Consider the following 14,653-nt stretch of genomic DNA (forward strand, 5'->3'; position numbering starts at 1 on the left):
AACTAGGAAACTAGCCGCAGGTTGCTCAAAGCACGGCTTTGAGATTGTAGATAGAACTGACGAAGTCAGTAACATCTACACGGCAAGGCGACGTTGACGTGGTTTGAATTTGATTTTCGAAGAGTATAAACTCATCTGATAACAACTATCTTACCCCAATTCCCAAACAAAAACTGGACTTCCTTCCCAAATGCGCCTATCTACCTCCCAAATGCACTTTTGGGATAAAAAAATAGGCAGAACAAATGTCCTACCTAAAATATATGTTTATTTCTTTTTCTTCCTAATTCTTTTGTCAATCATATACAAAACGATAATCGAAAATAGCGGTGGTACAATATAACTCTTTTCACTCATTGTCAGCTGAAATCCCAGAGTTGCTAGTATCTTAAAGATGAAAATATTCATCAAAAATAGAAAAACAAATACTAAAAAATATCCTAAAACCTTCTTCATTTCTTTTCTTCAACTTTCCTAATTTCTACACCTATTTTATCAAAAATACATGTAAAACTCCAAATAAACACCTCAATTGCACTTTCTTGGCAAAAAAATAGGCAGAACAAGCGCCCTGCCTAAAATATATATTTATAAAGATTAAATTGTCAAATAGAATGTTGATTTACATTCTTAGCAATATGCAACTCTTCTTATCTTGCTTCTTGCTATTCTTTACTTTTGACGACTTCTACCACATCTCCTACACTTTGGAGTTGGTCAATTTCCTCATCACTGATTTCGATATTAAATTCATCTTCCAGTGTCAAGATAAACTCCATCAAGTCAACTGAGTCAGCATCCAAGTCGTCTTTCAGACTCAAGGATTCTGTCACGACAAAGTCCTCTCCCTGTCGCTCTTGGATAATGGTCACAATACGGTCAAAAATTTCTTTTTCTGTCATCTCTTTTATTCTCCTGAAAATTCACGCGCAGTTTGGGCAACTACGTCTGTTTCTAGCATGGTACGAATCTGACGAATCGTACTGTACACAGCCTTGGCATCGCTGGAGCCATGAGTCTTGACAACAGGTGCCTTAACACCAAACAAGACCGCTCCACCAACATCTGAGTAATTGAGCTGTTTTTTCAAACCTCTGAGGCTGTCCTTGAGAAGGAGGGCGCCTAGTTTCGCTCGGAGACCACCACCAGTGATGGAGTTCTTGAGCAAGCCCATGATTCCCATAGCTGTCCCTTCAATGGATTTGAGCACAGCGTTTCCCGTGAAACCATCTGCCACGACCACATCCGCAACGCCATTCATCAAATCACGCGCTTCCACGTTTCCGATAAAGTTTAAACTTTCATCAGTAGTCAGTAATTCATAGGTTTCCTTACGAAGCGGGTCGCCCTTGCTACTCTCTGTTCCGTTATTGAGCAAGCCAACACGTGGTTTCGCAATTCCACGGACATTTTTAGCATAGAAGGAACCTAGAACCGCGTATTGATGGAGGTGCTGAGCTGTATTTTCCGCATTAGCACCGAGGTCCAGCATGTCAAAACCTCTCCCATCTACAGTCGGCAATGTTGACATAAGCCCAGGGCGATCAATGTTCTTGATACGACCCACGATGAAGAATCCTGCTGCTAGTAAAGCACCTGTATTCCCAGCTGAGAGAACAGCGTCTGCCTCTCCATCTTTGACAGCCTTGGCCGCCAATACCATACTAGCGTTTTTTTTCTTCCGAATAGCTCTCGTCGGTTCATCGTCTGAATCAATCTTCTCATCCGTATGAATAATGCTGACGCGCTCCGTCGCTGTCAGATATTGCTTGATTTTAGCTTCATCTCCGTAGAGTTGAACCTCGATATCTGAAAAGTCAGCTAGGGCTTGATTGACACCCTCAACGATGGCCTGAGGTGCGTAATCGCCCCCCATGGCATCTACTGCGATTTTTTTCATTTCTTTTCCTCTTTTAGTAATTGTCCCCAGTCTGCTAGGGAATCAATAAATTTCTTTGATTTTAGGTGAATCCCAACGTACTCTTCGTAGAGCTGATCCATAAATTGGCGTAGCTCTTGCTTGATTTCAGGCTTGAGCGAAATGGTCTCCAAAGTCTCAAAATCAATGGCTTGAAATTGATTGAGCAGATAAGGGATATTGGGATTGAGATGGCAACGTCTCTCATCCTCATGATAATGCTCTGGGCAAAGACAAGCTCCATATTTGAAAGAAAAGTCAAAAGCCTGACCAACCTGATGACAAAAGACACACTCATTAAAATTGAGACTAATACCAAATCGAGTCAAGATTTGAATTTCAAAAATATTGGTCAAAACCTGATAATCCAAGCCCGCTTCCATCAACTCCAAAGTCTTTTGCAAAAAAGCAAACAAGGGAGCATCCTGCTGATTATCCTGCAAACTCGCATCTGCAAGAGCTGCTACGTAGGTCGCATAGGCCATGACAAAGAGATCACTATTAATCTTGGGAAAGGTCATGACCTCATGATAGTCCTCGATGTAGCTGAGCCCGTCATCATTGATTCGCAAGAGAAATCGTGCCAGCACCAAGGGCTGAATAACAGGAGCCAGTTTGGATTGACCTGCGTGTTTGACGAAAAACATGCGCTTGCCAGCCTGCTCTGTAAAAATCTTGACTAGCTTGTCATCCTCACGAAAATTGCGATTGTAGAGCACCAAGCCTTGACTCGTAATAGACTGAATCATGCTTCTCTCATGTACTCCTCAAGCCGTTTCATGGCTTCTTTGATAGTCTCCATGCTAGCCGCATAAGACAGACGCACATAGCCTTCCCCATAACGCCCAAAGGCGGCACCAGGGATAAAGGCAACGGCCTTCTTCTGAGCAAAATCCTTCAGAAAAGCAAAGGAATCTTGATTGTAACCCGCTGGAATCTTAGCAAAGATATAGAAGGCACCGTCTGGTTTGATAATCGCAAAACCAAGAGCAGTCATTTTCTCGATAATATAGTCTCGTCGCTGGATGTATTCCTTCTTCATATGTTCCGCATCGTTTTTACCAGCCGTCAAGGCTTCTACTGCAGCATGTTGGGCCATGGTATTTGCGGCAGTGACCAAGTACTGGTGACTCTTGATTAACTGGGCTGTGAAGGTCGCAGGAGCGAAAATCAGCCCCAAACGCCAACCGGTCATAGCATGCGATTTAGACAAACCATTGATAATAATAGCCTGATCTCTCAACATGGTTCCTAGAGACACATGGGCTTCGCCTGTGTAGGTCAATTCTGAGTAAACCTCATCACAGACAACAAAAATCTCATACTTGCGTAAAACAGCTGCCAAGGCTTCCAACTGCTCCCGACTATAGGTAATTCCTGTCGGATTGGCTGGATAGTTGAGAATAACCGCTTTGAGCTTGTCACCCTGCTCCAAAATGGCCTTTTCCAATATCTCTGGAGTCAAGACAAACCCATTTTCAGTTGTATCAATCTCGACAATCTCTGCCCCAACTAGATTGACAATCGGTTCATAGCCTGGGTAAGCAGGAGCTGGCAAAAGCACCTTGTCTCCCTCTTCCAAAATAGCTGTCAAAGTAGCAGATAAAGCCTCTGTCGCCCCAATTGTAACCAAGATTTCATTTTCAGGAGCATAGTCCAGTTGGTACTTTTCCTTAACAAAATCACTGGCTGCCTGACGTAAAGTCAGCAGACCACTCATCCCTGTATAGTAGGATTGGTTCTGGTCAATGGCTCGCTTAGCCGCCTCCTTGACATGATCTGGCGTTGTAAAATCAGGTTCCCCCAAGGTCAAACGCAAGACCCCAGGAATCTCAGAAATAGCCTGATCAAACTGACGAATCAACGAAACTTGAATCTTATCTAACTGTTTATTAAAGCGCTTAGTTAAGTCCATAGATACCTCCCACTTTCAAAACGTATCTCTATTATACTACAAAAGCCCCCCGACCGCAAAAATACATGATAGAATAGCTTTCCACTTTCTATTTTACTTTTCCTGTTTACAGGTCTATAATGGTAACAGATTCTATTTGGAGGTTTTTATGTCATTTCTATCAAAAAATGGAGCAGGCATCTTGGCCTGCCTTCTCATTTCAATCGTATCTTGGTACTTAGGAGGATTCTTCCCTGTGATTGGCGCGCCTGTTTTTGCGATTTTTATGGGAATGCTCCTACACCCCTTTCTCTCGCCTTATAAACAACTGGATGCGGGATTGACCTTTAGTTCTAAAAAATTGCTCCAGTATGCCGTTATCTTGCTTGGTTTTGGTCTCAATATCTCGCAAGTCTTCGCAGTCGGACAATCTTCACTCCCTGTCATCCTGTCCACCATTTCAATAGCCTTGATTGTTGCCTACCTCTTCCAGCGCTTCTTTGCACTGGACACAAAACTGGCTACCTTGATTGGAGTGGGTTCTTCTATCTGTGGGGGCTCTGCCATTGCAGCGACAGCGCCCGTTATCCATGCCAAGGAAAAGGAAGTAGCCCAAGCCATTTCCGTTATCTTTTTCTTCAATGTCTTGGCTGCGCTCATCTTTCCAACCCTAGGTACCTGGCTTCATCTATCCAATGACGGCTTCGCCCTCTTTGCAGGGACTGCGGTCAATGACACTTCCTCTGTAACCGCCACAGCCAGCGCCTGGGACAGTCTCTACCAGACCAATACCCTCGAATCTGCAACCATTGTCAAACTTACGCGGACTCTGGCTATTATCCCCATCACTCTCTTTCTCTCCTACTGGCAAAGTCGCGAGCAAAAAAATAAGCAAGGATTGCAACTGAAAAAAGTCTTCCCACTTTTTATCCTTTACTTTATCCTTGCATCTCTCCTAACCACCCTACTGACCTCTCTCGGTGTGTCCAGTAGTTTCTTTACCCCTCTCAAACAACTTTCCAAATCCCTCATTATCATGGCCATGAGTGCTATCGGGCTCAAAACCAATCTGATAGCTATGGTCAAATCCAGCGGAAAATCAATTGTTCTTGGAGCCATCTGTTGGATTGCCATCATCCTTACTAGTCTTGGTATGCAGACCCTTATCGGCATTTTCTAACACAAAAGGTAGCCCACCAGCTACCTTTTTCTTATGCTTCCTCAATCAAGCGTGTATGCTCTCTCTTAATACAACGATTCATCACGATATCATCACATCCACCAGCACGCAAGATTTCTTCCGCTTCTAGACTTTCAAGTCCTAGCTGTGCCCAAAAAATCTTGGCATTAGCCTTGAGAAAATCACGCGCCACATCTGGCAAAAACTCACTGCGCCGGTAAACATTAACAATATCTACAGAAAAAGGAATCTCTGCTAGGCTAGCATAAGCCTTTTCACCCAAGATTTCACCACCTTCTACCTTGGGATTGACTGGGATGATTTTATAACCCCGAGCCTGCATTTCCTTGGTCACTCGATTGCTAGTTGTTTCCTCACGATCTGACAACCCCACTACAGCAAGGGTTTTACTCGTTGCGAGATACTGACGAATCACACCATCACTTGGATTGATAAATTCTTGACTCATAGAAATCCTCCTTTTTCATCAGTATAGCATATTTTGAAAAGGCTTGCAGATTTTTAATATAAAAACCTCCTAGCAGTTCATTCACTTCTGCTAGGAGTATGTTTTATTCTAAGTGAAAACTTAAATCTTTTTCTCAATACTAAAAAGTGGAGAAAGTGGGCGTTTTTCATGAATACGTACGATAGCATCCCCCAATAAATGAGCGATTGAAATCTGCTCAATCTTATCGATCAAACGCTCTTCTGGGAGATAGATGGTATCCAAAACAACCAATTTCTTAATAGCTGATTTTTGGATATTGTCCATAGCAGGACCAGAAAGAACTGGGTGCGTACAGCTTGCATAGACTTCAACAGCACCAGCTTCCGCAAGGGCATCTGCCGCATGACAAATGGTTCCAGCCGTATCAATCATATCATCAATCAAGATACAAGTCTTGCCTTCAACCTTACCGATGATGTTCATGACTTCACTAGTATTCATCTTATCAACGCTACGACGTTTGTCAATGATAGCGATAGATGTTTTCAAAAATTCTGCCAACTTACGAGCACGAGTCACCCCTCCATGGTCTGGGCTGACAACCACATAGTCAGAACCAACCATACCACGACGCTCAAAATAATCTGCAATCAGAGGAGCTCCCATCAAGTGATCCACAGGAATATCAAAGAATCCTTGAATCTGTGCAGCATGCAAGTCGATGGTCAATAAACGATCCACTCCAGCTACTTCAAGCATATTTGCGACAAGTTTTGAAGTGATTGGCTCACGCGCTCTCGCCTTTCTATCCTGACGTGCATACCCATAGTAAGGCATAACAACATTGACAGATTCTGCACTGGCACGCTTCAAAGCATCCACCATAATCAAAATTTCAAGCAGATTGTCATTTACAGGCGAGCTAGTTGATTGTAGGATAAAAACGTGTTTCCCACGGATTGATTCTTCGATGTTGACCTGAATCTCTCCATCTGAAAATTGGCGAACACTTGATTTCCCCAACTCTATCCCAATCTCCTGCGCTACACGTTTTGCCAATTCTTGATTAGAAGAAAGGGCAAACAGCTTTAAATCAGAAAAAGACATGATTTCCTCCGGTATATATGTATCGCTTGTGCTTTTCACAAGATTTTTCCATCTACCATTGTAGCGCTTTTTGCACTATTTTTCAATCAAAAATAAAAGAAGGGCACCATATTTGTGCCCTTGCATCATTCTTTTGAAAAATATTCTAGTTCATCAACTCATTGTGCTTCTCAACAAAGCGATAAGCCTGATAAAAACCATAGAGAGTAACAGCCGTAACCACTGGAATCGCTAAGGGCAACTCTGTCTCCAACTCCACAAAAGGAGAGTTAAACAAGAAATGAGTTCCCAAGGCTAAACCTAGGAAAATAAGCCCCTGTTTCTTGCCAACCTTCTGCCCTTTATAGGCTCTGTAAAGCAAGTAAACACCTACTACCGCCAAACCTGAAAAAGTCCAGTGAGAAGCAATTCCTGAGATAATACGCTCTAAAATCCTTGAAATGGTAAAATCAAAGCCCTCTGGCAAATCCGTACGAATATAGCCAATATCCTCAATCATTTGGAATCCCAAACCAGAAGCAATTCCTAGTAAAAACAAAGATTTTAATTTTCGCACAGGAATCAAAGCCAAAACAAAGACAAGTGGCAACAATTTCAAGGGTTCTTCTACCAAAGGAGCCACAATCGCACTTTCAAAGGCATTTAAAAATGCACTATCTGGGAAAAGAACGCCCAGTAAATCATGGATATAGGTATTAGCAAAGCTAGATAGCCAGCCTGAAAGGAACATCCCACCCAATAAAGACAAGATCAAGGCCTTCTTTGGCAATTCCCATTTTTTCCCAATACGGAAAAGGAAATAAAGAGCTGGAATCATGTAAAAGAGAGCTAGAAAGATAGAAACTCCCATTAGGCCATATTCCGCACCTGACATAGAGCCGTCAGTATAGTAGATGGTTTCATACTGTAAACCAATACATAGCAATAAGATAAAAATAAATAAAATACTGTTTTTCTTCATATACTTTCTTTCTAAATGAAGTATTTATAATTCTACGACTGTCATCCTTCCTGTATCCACATCGTAAACCGCACCTGAAATAACAACATCATCTGGGATTAGAGGAGTTTCCTGTAGCAATCTCATATCCTCACGAACACTTTCATCAATGTCTTGAAAAGGCAAAAAGTCCTTGTCAGAAACATCCACTCCTAGTTCTTTTTTCAAATACTCCTGAAAAGGACCATTTTCAAATGTCTGTGCACCACAGTCTGTATGATGGAGCACCACAATTTCCCTTGTCCCCATTTGTTGCTGGGAAATCACAAGCGAGCGAATCATATCATCTGTCACTCGCCCTCCAGCATTCCGCAAAATATGAGCATCTCCCAGAGCCAACCCAAGAGCTGGCGCAACGTGTAAACGCGAGTCCATACAAGTTACGATTGCAACCTTGGTCTTTGGTTTGATTGATAAATGAAGATCTCCATGCAGTTCTACATAGGCTTGATTGGCTTTTAAAAAATTTTCAAAATAGGACATAACAACTCACTTTCTAGTCTATCAGATAATTTGAACACCAAATTATTTATATCCTATCTTACCATCTTTTCTTTGTCTTGTCAGTTGTCAACCTTCATATAAAAAAACTGGGACAGAGACATCCAGCTTCTAGCTTGGGCTTCTGTCCTAGTTTTATTTTATGAACCTTTTTGGATATACTTATTGAGCGATCCTGCAAAGCTCTGAAGATTGAGACTTTGTACGTAGACCTCACCAGTTCCTCGGAAGGTATTCACCACTCCTTCGCCTGTACCAATAGACTGCCAGAAGCTATTTTCTAAGTGGATATTATAGTCCAAAGATTGACTCCAAGCCACCACATGGGCATTGTCAATGGTTATTTCTTGGTTTTGTAGCTCAATTTTCTTGATAGAGCCAAAAGCATTGGCCAAGAGAGTTCCCTGGCCTTGGGTAGTCATCACAAAGAGACCGCCTTGCCCTCCGAACAGAGCTTTACCAATAGACTGACTCTCCATAGTATAGGAAGCTGTACCATCAAGAGCTAGAAAAGCCCCATCATTCAGTCGATATTGTTTTTCACCTAGTTCAAGAGCAATTACTTGCCCAGGAGTATCTGGTGCTAGAGCAAGGTTCCCGTTATCAGACTCTGCTACAGCTTGAGTAATGAAGGTGCTTTCACCAGAAACCATTGAACGTCCTACAGCTTTAACAAAACGTCCCAAACCTGAACCGCTAGCATTGAGCTGGGTATTGAGACTTACGTTAGGCGTGTGGTAAACCATACTACCTCGCTGGATATAGACGGTTTCTCCTTGATTGAGTGACAACTCTACCAAAGGAAATTGCATATGACTGTCCATAGAAAATTTCATAAGAAATTCCTCCTTGTTTTAATAAATGTTAGCAATAAAATAATTAGTCATCTAAAGCTGACCATAACTATTAGGAGAATACCTTTTTCAAGACTTCCTGAATCGTTGTCACCCCAATAACTTGAATTTCCTTAGGTGGAGTGATTCCTGTCAAGGAATTTTTGGGTACATAAATCTTAGTAAAGCCCAGTTTAGCAGCTTCATTAATACGCTGCTCGATACGATTCACGCGCCGAATTTCTCCCGTCAAACCAAGTTCTCCCACAAAACATTCCTGAGGGTTGGTTGGCTTGTCCTTGTAGCTCGAAGCAATAGCAACAGCGACGGCTAAGTCAATGGCAGGTTCATCCAATTTGACACCACCAGCAGATTTGAGATAGGCATCCTGATTTTGCAAGAGAAGCCCTGCACGCTTTTCTAAAACAGCCATAATCAGACTCGCACGATTAAAATCAAGTCCTGTCGTCGTACGCTTGGCATTTCCAAACATAGTCGGTGTCACCAAAGCCTGTACCTCCGCTAGAATAGGACGTGTCCCCTCCATAGTGACAACGATTGACGAACCAGTCGCTCCATCCAAACGCTCCTCTAGAAAAACTTGACTCGGATTGAGGACCTCAACCAAACCGCCCGACTGCATCTCAAAAATCCCAATCTCATTAGTGGAGCCAAAACGGTTTTTGACCGCTCTTAAAATACGGAAGGTATGGTGGCGTTCCCCTTCAAAGTAAAGCACCGTATCCACCATATGCTCCAACATACGAGGCCCAGCTAAAGTTCCTTCCTTGGTCACATGCCCTACGATAAAGATGGCAATGTTATTAGTTTTGGCCAGTTGCATGAGCTCAGCCGTCACCTCACGCACCTGAGAAACAGATCCCTGTACCCCTGAAATCTCAGGAGACATAATGGTTTGAATTGAGTCAATAATGAGAAAGTCTGGCTGTATTCTCTCTACCTCTGCGCGAACACTCTGCATATTGGTCTCTGCATAGAGATAAAACTCGCTATCAATATCTCCCAAACGCTCTGCACGTAGTTTAATCTGCTGAGCAGACTCCTCCCCACTGACGTAGAGAACAGTCCCCACTTGAGACAACTGGGTTGAGACTTGTAAGAGAAGGGTTGATTTCCCGATTCCAGGATCCCCACCAATGAGGACAAGACTTCCCGGTACCACTCCGCCTCCAAGCACACGGTTAAATTCCTCCATCTCCGTCTTGGTTCGATTAACGTTGATTGAAGTCACCTCAGTCAGTTTCATGGGCTTGGTTTTCTCACCTGTCAAGGACACACGCGCATTCTTTACCTCGGCAACCTCAACCTCTTCTACAAAAGAAGACCAAGACCCACAGTTGGGGCATCGTCCCAGATATTTAGGGGAATTATACCCACAATTTTGACATACAAATGTCGCTTTTTTCTTTGCGATGATAAACCTCTTTCTATATCTCTAACTCACACTCAATCACTTGGCAAAAATCAATCTTCTCATTTGGCACAAACTGGCGCATGAGCATTCGATGAGCAACAACTACCACAGTCTGATGTTCTCGATACTTAGCCATGCATTCTAGAAAACGAGACTTCATCTCTTTAGCTGTCTCATATTGAATGGGGCTATTAGGAAGTAACTCCCCCTTATTTTCTAGAAACATAGTACGAGCTTTTTCAAAATTATCTGTGCCACTTTCATAGACCTGCCATTCATGTAATAATGGCTCCACTCTCAAAGGAAGTCCCGTAGCACAGGATACATAAAAAGCCGTTTCTAAAGCTCGCGTCACTGCAGAAGACACCAGGATATCAGCTGAGCCAAACAAAGGATTTTTGCTCAGTTCCTGGGCTTCCTGCCGTCCCTTCTCAGATAAGGGTGCCAAATCTATCCCAAATCCCATATAAGAACGCTCCTCTAACTCACGGTAATCTGGCTCTCCATGACGTACAAAGATAATCTTCATTCTAGTGCCCTGTTGATCCAAATCCACCAGTTCGAACGCCATCAGCAGCATCTCCATCTGCGATTAAGAAAGGCGCAAAGACAGCCTGAACCACACGTTCCCCAACTTCAAGAACAACCTCTTGATCTGTAATATTCTTCATCTGAGCAAAAATATGCCCTTCATTCCCAGGATTTCCATAATAATCCCCATCAATGACCCCAACTGAATTAATCAAGACCAAACCCTTCTTACGAGGATTTGAAGAGCGATCATAGAGATAGAGAACCTCAGTCGGCTGCATATAAGCCTTAACCCCTGTCGGAACCAATACAATCTCTCCTGGCGCAATCACAGTCCGTTCCGCAACCTTTAAGTCGTAACCAGCCGCATGCGCTGTCTCACGCTTTGGCAATAAATTCTCATCTGTAAAACTCGAAACCAATTCAAAACCACGAATTTTCATAATTTTCTCTTTTCTATTATCATTTATTCTAGATTATTCTATCTTATTTATTCGGAAAAAGCACGAAAAAAAGAGCACACAATTCAAATCGCTTAGGGCTGCTGGATTCCTCCCCTGACCCGCTTCACGCAGAACTGTTGCTCCACTATTTATTATATCACATTCCTATTCATTTTAAAAGCAAAATTATTTTTTCCGTCTATTTCTAAAAAAGTCCTGCATAATAGCTGCGCATTCATCTTCCAAAATTCCCGTTTCAACCTCCACACGATGATTGAGACGCTCATCTGTCAAGATATCGTACAAACTCCCAGCAGCGCCAAATTTCTGGTTTTTAGCCCCATAGACCACGTTTGGAATACGGGCGAGGCCAATCGCCCCACTACACATGACACACGGCTCAATAGTCACAAAAAGCGTGCAATCAAGCAAGCGCCAGCTCTCCTCACTCAGATTCGCATTCTCTATGGCCATAATTTCCGCATGCATAACCGCCCGTTGCAATTCCTCGCGTGCATTATGCCCACGACCAATAATTTCCCCATCCTTGACAATGACACAACCAATTGGAATTTCATCGTGTTCAAGAGCAACCTCAGCCTCTCTCAAAGCTTCCCTCATAAAGACTTCTTTTTCTTCAACTGTATAATTCATCAATTTCCCTTTTACTACTTATCGATTTTATTATTATATCATGAATCCCAAGACAAAAAAAGCCACCGAATGCGGTGACTTTATAGGGAGATTATTATGAAAAAGAAAAGTTTAGGATATTTGTTACAACAAGTTAGGAGGTCTTCTTGTAACTGTCTATAGTATACCCGACCTATCTTAAACAAATCTTAAAAATCTCTTAAGACCAAACACTTTCTAAAATATTTGTTTGTTCACGACCAGGACCTACTGAGAAAGTAGAAATACGAACACCAACCAATTCGCTCACACGACGAACATAGTTACGCGCATTCTCAGGAAGATCTTCCAAATTACGAACTCCGGTAATATCTTCTGACCAACCTGGCAACTCTTCATAGATAGGCTTGCAACGCTTCAATTGCTCAAGACTAGCTGGATAGTAGTCAATACGTTGACCATCAAGATCATAGGCCACACAGATTTTCACTGTATCCAAACCACTCAAAACATCGATAGAGTTCAATGAAAGGTTCGTAATACCAGAAACACGGCGGCTATGACGCATCACAACTGAGTCAAACCAACCCACACGACGTGGACGACCAGTTGTTGTACCATATTCATGACCCACTTCACGGATACGTTCTCCCACTTCATCAAACAACTCAGTTGGGAATGGACCGTCTCCTACACGACTCGTATAAGCCTTACATACACCTACAACCTTGTCAATCTTACTTGGACCAACACCTGAACCAATCGTAACACCACCAGCCACAGGGTTTGATGACGTAACAAATGGATACGTACCTTGGTCTATATCTAGCATAACACCTTGTGCACCTTCAAAAAGCACACGTTTACCGTTATCAAGCGCATCATTCAAAATAACAGATGTATCTGTCACATATTTCTTGATTTGTTGACCATATTCATAATATTCTTCAAAAATATCATCAAAAGCAATCGCTTTACTGTCATACAATTTTTCAAAAAGACGATTCTTTTCAGCAAGGTTACGTTCTAAACGCTCACGGAAAATATCTTTATCTAAAAGATCTGCAATACGAATCCCAACACGAGCAGCCTTGTCCATATAAGCTGGACCAATTCCCTTGATTGTAGTCCCAATCTTATTGTCGCCCTTAGCTTCTTCTTGCAAACGGTCTAACTCAATATGATAAGGCAAAATAACATGCGCGCGATCAGAAATACGCAAATTATCAGTTGTCACACCCTCCTCATGAAGATAGCTCAACTCTTTCACAAGAGATTTAGGATTTACAACCATACCATTCCCAATAACAGAGATTTTTTCAGGGAAGAAAATTCCAGATGGAATCAAGTGCAACTTAAATTTCTTACCATCAATCACAATCGTGTGACCTGCATTATCACCACCTTGGTAACGTGCAATCACTTCTGCATTCGCTGAAAGGAAGTCTGTAATCTTCCCTTTACCTTCATCACCCCATTGGGTACCTACAACAACAACTGAAGTCATAATTTTGTCTGAGCCCTCAGGCTCTTCCTTTCTCACATACATGGCAGGACTCTCACCTGCAATTATATCTTACAATTTATTATAAGAAAAAATCGCCTTTTTATCAAGAAGAAACAATAGAAAGATTTGCTATTTCCAACTATTAAAAAATGATTTAGAAAAAATTCCGACTATTTATCATTATTTTCCCACAAAAAGTTAAATTTGTTCGGAAATTAACTCATACTGTCTCAACAAGCAACAAAACCCTGTTTCATTATCATCTTTTCAAGATACAAACGATAAGCAACACGATAATGGTAAACGATAAAATCCCTACGACACCCAATGCCATATCGAACTAAATAATAAATCAAAAATTTAAAATGAAAATGTTCCCATTCCCAACTATCACCAAAGAAAGTAGCATACTCTTCTTCGATACTGTTATAGAAATCTGTCATCTGATCATAAATACTTTGTAGCATAAATATATACTCCTTTTCTTTTTATGACCTTATTCTAACAAAAAATTATAAACAGATATTATCAATTCCTGAATTGCTCAAATACCAACCTCAACAAGATAAAAAATGAGAAAGATAGACATAATAGAAACAAATATCTTATATCAAAAACAAACTATTAAATCTCTAAAAATAAAAAATTCCTATAAATGATTTATAAAATTATCCTGATAATTAGGCTCTATAATATTTGTAGTGGCTAAATCCCCTATAGATATTATGGAGCCTATTTTGTTGTAGAAAAAAGTTCCATAGAAAAAATCATATGGAATCATTACTTTTTATCATAAAACTACTTGATATCCAAGACTCAAACATCAAAATTCTAGATATTATCAATATGAATACACACAAGGAAATTATCGCTAGAATGGACTACAACGCCCCAACTTGCTCTGAGTGCGGAAATCAAATGAAGAAATATGACTTTCAAAAACCGTCTAAGACTCCTTACCTCAAAACGACTGGTATGCCTACTAGAATCCTCCTGAAAAAGCGCCGTTTCAACTGCTATCATTGCTCGAAAATGATGGTCTCCGAGAGTCCTATCGTCAAGAAAAATATCACGTGTCATTAGGTGCGAGAGAGATTATTAATTACATAATAAAAAAAGAGGTCGAAACCTCCTTTAATTTACTACTCCGCCAGTAGGACTCGAACCTACGACATCATGATTAACAGTCATGCGCTACTACCAACTGAGCTATGGCGGAT

At 41.5% G+C, this 14,653-nt stretch carries 17 protein-coding genes, 1 tRNA gene, 1 other RNA gene and 1 pseudogene; 2 read left to right on the forward strand and 18 right to left on the reverse strand.

Features of this window, described 5'->3' with window-relative positions; genetic code table 11:
• Nucleotides 1–267: 267 nt before the first annotated feature.
• The 5 genes from HMPREF2613_RS11770 to HMPREF2613_RS05825 all read right to left on the reverse strand — a co-directional run bounded on the left by HMPREF2613_RS11770 (nucleotide 268) and on the right by HMPREF2613_RS05825 (nucleotide 3,833).
• Nucleotides 268–456, reverse strand: a complete 189-nt coding sequence (locus HMPREF2613_RS11770) for a hypothetical protein (RefSeq protein ID WP_000756559.1) — start codon at nucleotides 454–456, stop codon at nucleotides 268–270.
• A gap of 209 nt (nucleotides 457–665) precedes the next feature.
• On the reverse strand, nucleotides 666–902 hold the full coding sequence (locus HMPREF2613_RS05810; RefSeq protein ID WP_000136444.1) for an acyl carrier protein: 237 nt from the start codon (nucleotides 900–902) through the stop codon (nucleotides 666–668).
• A 5-nt stretch (nucleotides 903–907) separates the two neighbouring features.
• A complete protein-coding gene (plsX, locus tag HMPREF2613_RS05815) occupies nucleotides 908–1,900 on the reverse strand; it encodes a phosphate acyltransferase PlsX (protein ID WP_070479659.1) in 993 nt (330 codons plus the stop codon).
• Nucleotides 1,897–2,667, reverse strand: coding sequence for a DNA repair protein RecO (recO, locus tag HMPREF2613_RS05820; RefSeq protein ID WP_070479661.1), 771 nt, complete (start codon nucleotides 2,665–2,667; stop codon nucleotides 1,897–1,899). Before recO ends, plsX begins: the two co-directional genes overlap by 4 nt.
• Nucleotides 2,664–3,833, reverse strand: a complete 1,170-nt coding sequence (locus tag HMPREF2613_RS05825; RefSeq protein WP_070479663.1) for a pyridoxal phosphate-dependent aminotransferase — start codon at nucleotides 3,831–3,833, stop codon at nucleotides 2,664–2,666. Before HMPREF2613_RS05825 ends, recO begins: the two co-directional genes overlap by 4 nt.
• 148 nt (nucleotides 3,834–3,981) lie before the next feature.
• Between HMPREF2613_RS05825 and HMPREF2613_RS05830 the strand changes: the two genes are divergently transcribed.
• Nucleotides 3,982–4,992 (forward strand): YeiH family protein, encoded by a 1,011-nt coding sequence (locus HMPREF2613_RS05830; protein ID WP_070479665.1) that lies wholly within the window; start codon nucleotides 3,982–3,984, stop codon nucleotides 4,990–4,992.
• A 31-nt stretch (nucleotides 4,993–5,023) separates the two neighbouring features.
• Here the strand turns inward: HMPREF2613_RS05830 and HMPREF2613_RS05835 are convergent, their stop codons facing one another.
• From HMPREF2613_RS05835 to comW, 12 genes are all read right to left on the reverse strand, one after another.
• Nucleotides 5,024–5,461 (reverse strand): CoA-binding protein, encoded by a 438-nt coding sequence (locus HMPREF2613_RS05835; protein WP_070479667.1) that lies wholly within the window; start codon nucleotides 5,459–5,461, stop codon nucleotides 5,024–5,026.
• 120 nt (nucleotides 5,462–5,581) lie between these two features.
• Nucleotides 5,582–6,550 (reverse strand): ribose-phosphate diphosphokinase, encoded by a 969-nt coding sequence (locus HMPREF2613_RS05840; protein WP_033682853.1) that lies wholly within the window; start codon nucleotides 6,548–6,550, stop codon nucleotides 5,582–5,584.
• 145 nt (nucleotides 6,551–6,695) lie between these two features.
• Nucleotides 6,696–7,511 carry a PrsW family intramembrane metalloprotease gene (locus HMPREF2613_RS05845; protein ID WP_070479669.1) on the reverse strand — a complete coding sequence of 272 codons (816 nt, stop codon included), beginning with the start codon at nucleotides 7,509–7,511 and terminating at the stop codon, nucleotides 6,696–6,698.
• A gap of 24 nt (nucleotides 7,512–7,535) precedes the next feature.
• The gene (locus tag HMPREF2613_RS05850; RefSeq protein WP_033679448.1) at nucleotides 7,536–8,033 is read right to left on the reverse strand and encodes a beta-class carbonic anhydrase; all 498 of its coding nucleotides are present in this window, start codon (nucleotides 8,031–8,033) and stop codon (nucleotides 7,536–7,538) included.
• A gap of 158 nt (nucleotides 8,034–8,191) precedes the next feature.
• Nucleotides 8,192–8,887 carry a TIGR00266 family protein gene (locus HMPREF2613_RS05855; protein WP_000672726.1) on the reverse strand — a complete coding sequence of 232 codons (696 nt, stop codon included), beginning with the start codon at nucleotides 8,885–8,887 and terminating at the stop codon, nucleotides 8,192–8,194.
• Between the two features lie 70 nt (nucleotides 8,888–8,957).
• Nucleotides 8,958–10,319: a DNA repair protein RadA gene (gene radA, locus HMPREF2613_RS05860; RefSeq protein ID WP_083279234.1), complete on the reverse strand. Its 1,362-nt coding sequence runs from the start codon at nucleotides 10,317–10,319 to the stop codon at nucleotides 8,958–8,960.
• A gap of 13 nt (nucleotides 10,320–10,332) precedes the next feature.
• Nucleotides 10,333–10,890, reverse strand: coding sequence for a histidine phosphatase family protein (locus HMPREF2613_RS05865; protein ID WP_083279235.1), 558 nt, complete (start codon nucleotides 10,888–10,890; stop codon nucleotides 10,333–10,335).
• Nucleotides 10,850–11,293, reverse strand: coding sequence for a dUTP diphosphatase (locus tag HMPREF2613_RS05870; protein ID WP_000701980.1), 444 nt, complete (start codon nucleotides 11,291–11,293; stop codon nucleotides 10,850–10,852). Before HMPREF2613_RS05870 ends, HMPREF2613_RS05865 begins: the two co-directional genes overlap by 41 nt.
• A gap of 56 nt (nucleotides 11,294–11,349) precedes the next feature.
• Nucleotides 11,350–11,447: signal recognition particle sRNA small type (gene ffs, locus HMPREF2613_RS05875), an RNA gene on the reverse strand.
• 32 nt (nucleotides 11,448–11,479) lie between these two features.
• Nucleotides 11,480–11,947: a tRNA adenosine(34) deaminase TadA gene (gene tadA / locus HMPREF2613_RS05880; RefSeq protein ID WP_070479673.1), complete on the reverse strand. Its 468-nt coding sequence runs from the start codon at nucleotides 11,945–11,947 to the stop codon at nucleotides 11,480–11,482.
• A gap of 199 nt (nucleotides 11,948–12,146) precedes the next feature.
• Nucleotides 12,147–13,433, reverse strand: coding sequence for an adenylosuccinate synthase (locus tag HMPREF2613_RS05885; RefSeq protein WP_001832534.1), 1,287 nt, complete (start codon nucleotides 13,431–13,433; stop codon nucleotides 12,147–12,149).
• Between the two features lie 230 nt (nucleotides 13,434–13,663).
• Nucleotides 13,664–13,900, reverse strand: a complete 237-nt coding sequence (gene comW / locus HMPREF2613_RS05890; RefSeq protein WP_070479676.1) for a sigma(X)-activator ComW — start codon at nucleotides 13,898–13,900, stop codon at nucleotides 13,664–13,666.
• Between the two features lie 304 nt (nucleotides 13,901–14,204).
• Here comW and HMPREF2613_RS05895 point away from each other — a divergent pair.
• A pseudogene (locus HMPREF2613_RS05895) lies at nucleotides 14,205–14,501 on the forward strand (transposase family protein); the annotation flags it as partial.
• Nucleotides 14,502–14,578: 77 nt separating this feature from the next.
• Here HMPREF2613_RS05895 and HMPREF2613_RS05900 read toward each other — a convergent pair.
• Nucleotides 14,579–14,652, reverse strand: a tRNA-Asn gene (locus HMPREF2613_RS05900).
• Between the last annotated feature and the right edge of the window lies 1 nt (nucleotide 14,653).

It is taken from the genome of Streptococcus sp. HMSC070B10, assembly GCF_001808665.1.
Lineage (GTDB): Bacteria > Bacillota > Bacilli > Lactobacillales > Streptococcaceae > Streptococcus.

Excerpts from the sequence above, each read along its gene's own strand:
- HMPREF2613_RS11770 (WP_000756559.1), bottom strand. The coding sequence starts at position 456 with ATGAAGAAGGTTTTAGGATATTTTTTAGTATTTGTTTTTCTATTTTTG.
- HMPREF2613_RS05810 (WP_000136444.1), bottom strand. The coding sequence starts at position 902 with ATGACAGAAAAAGAAATTTTTGACCGTATTGTGACCATTATCCAAGAG.
- plsX (WP_070479659.1), bottom strand. The coding sequence starts at position 1,900 with ATGAAAAAAATCGCAGTAGATGCCATGGGGGGCGATTACGCACCTCAG.
- recO (WP_070479661.1), bottom strand. The coding sequence starts at position 2,667 with ATGATTCAGTCTATTACGAGTCAAGGCTTGGTGCTCTACAATCGCAAT.
- HMPREF2613_RS05825 (WP_070479663.1), bottom strand. The coding sequence starts at position 3,833 with ATGGACTTAACTAAGCGCTTTAATAAACAGTTAGATAAGATTCAAGTT.
- HMPREF2613_RS05830 (WP_070479665.1), top strand. The coding sequence starts at position 3,982 with ATGTCATTTCTATCAAAAAATGGAGCAGGCATCTTGGCCTGCCTTCTC.
- HMPREF2613_RS05835 (WP_070479667.1), bottom strand. The coding sequence starts at position 5,461 with ATGAGTCAAGAATTTATCAATCCAAGTGATGGTGTGATTCGTCAGTAT.
- HMPREF2613_RS05840 (WP_033682853.1), bottom strand. The coding sequence starts at position 6,550 with ATGTCTTTTTCTGATTTAAAGCTGTTTGCCCTTTCTTCTAATCAAGAA.
- HMPREF2613_RS05845 (WP_070479669.1), bottom strand. The coding sequence starts at position 7,511 with ATGAAGAAAAACAGTATTTTATTTATTTTTATCTTATTGCTATGTATT.
- HMPREF2613_RS05850 (WP_033679448.1), bottom strand. The coding sequence starts at position 8,033 with ATGTCCTATTTTGAAAATTTTTTAAAAGCCAATCAAGCCTATGTAGAA.
- HMPREF2613_RS05855 (WP_000672726.1), bottom strand. The coding sequence starts at position 8,887 with ATGAAATTTTCTATGGACAGTCATATGCAATTTCCTTTGGTAGAGTTG.
- HMPREF2613_RS05865 (WP_083279235.1), bottom strand. The coding sequence starts at position 10,890 with ATGGCGTTCGAACTGGTGGATTTGGATCAACAGGGCACTAGAATGAAG.
- HMPREF2613_RS05870 (WP_000701980.1), bottom strand. The coding sequence starts at position 11,293 with ATGAAAATTCGTGGTTTTGAATTGGTTTCGAGTTTTACAGATGAGAAT.
- tadA (WP_070479673.1), bottom strand. The coding sequence starts at position 11,947 with ATGAATTATACAGTTGAAGAAAAAGAAGTCTTTATGAGGGAAGCTTTG.
- HMPREF2613_RS05885 (WP_001832534.1), bottom strand. The coding sequence starts at position 13,433 with ATGACTTCAGTTGTTGTTGTAGGTACCCAATGGGGTGATGAAGGTAAA.
- comW (WP_070479676.1), bottom strand. The coding sequence starts at position 13,900 with ATGCTACAAAGTATTTATGATCAGATGACAGATTTCTATAACAGTATC.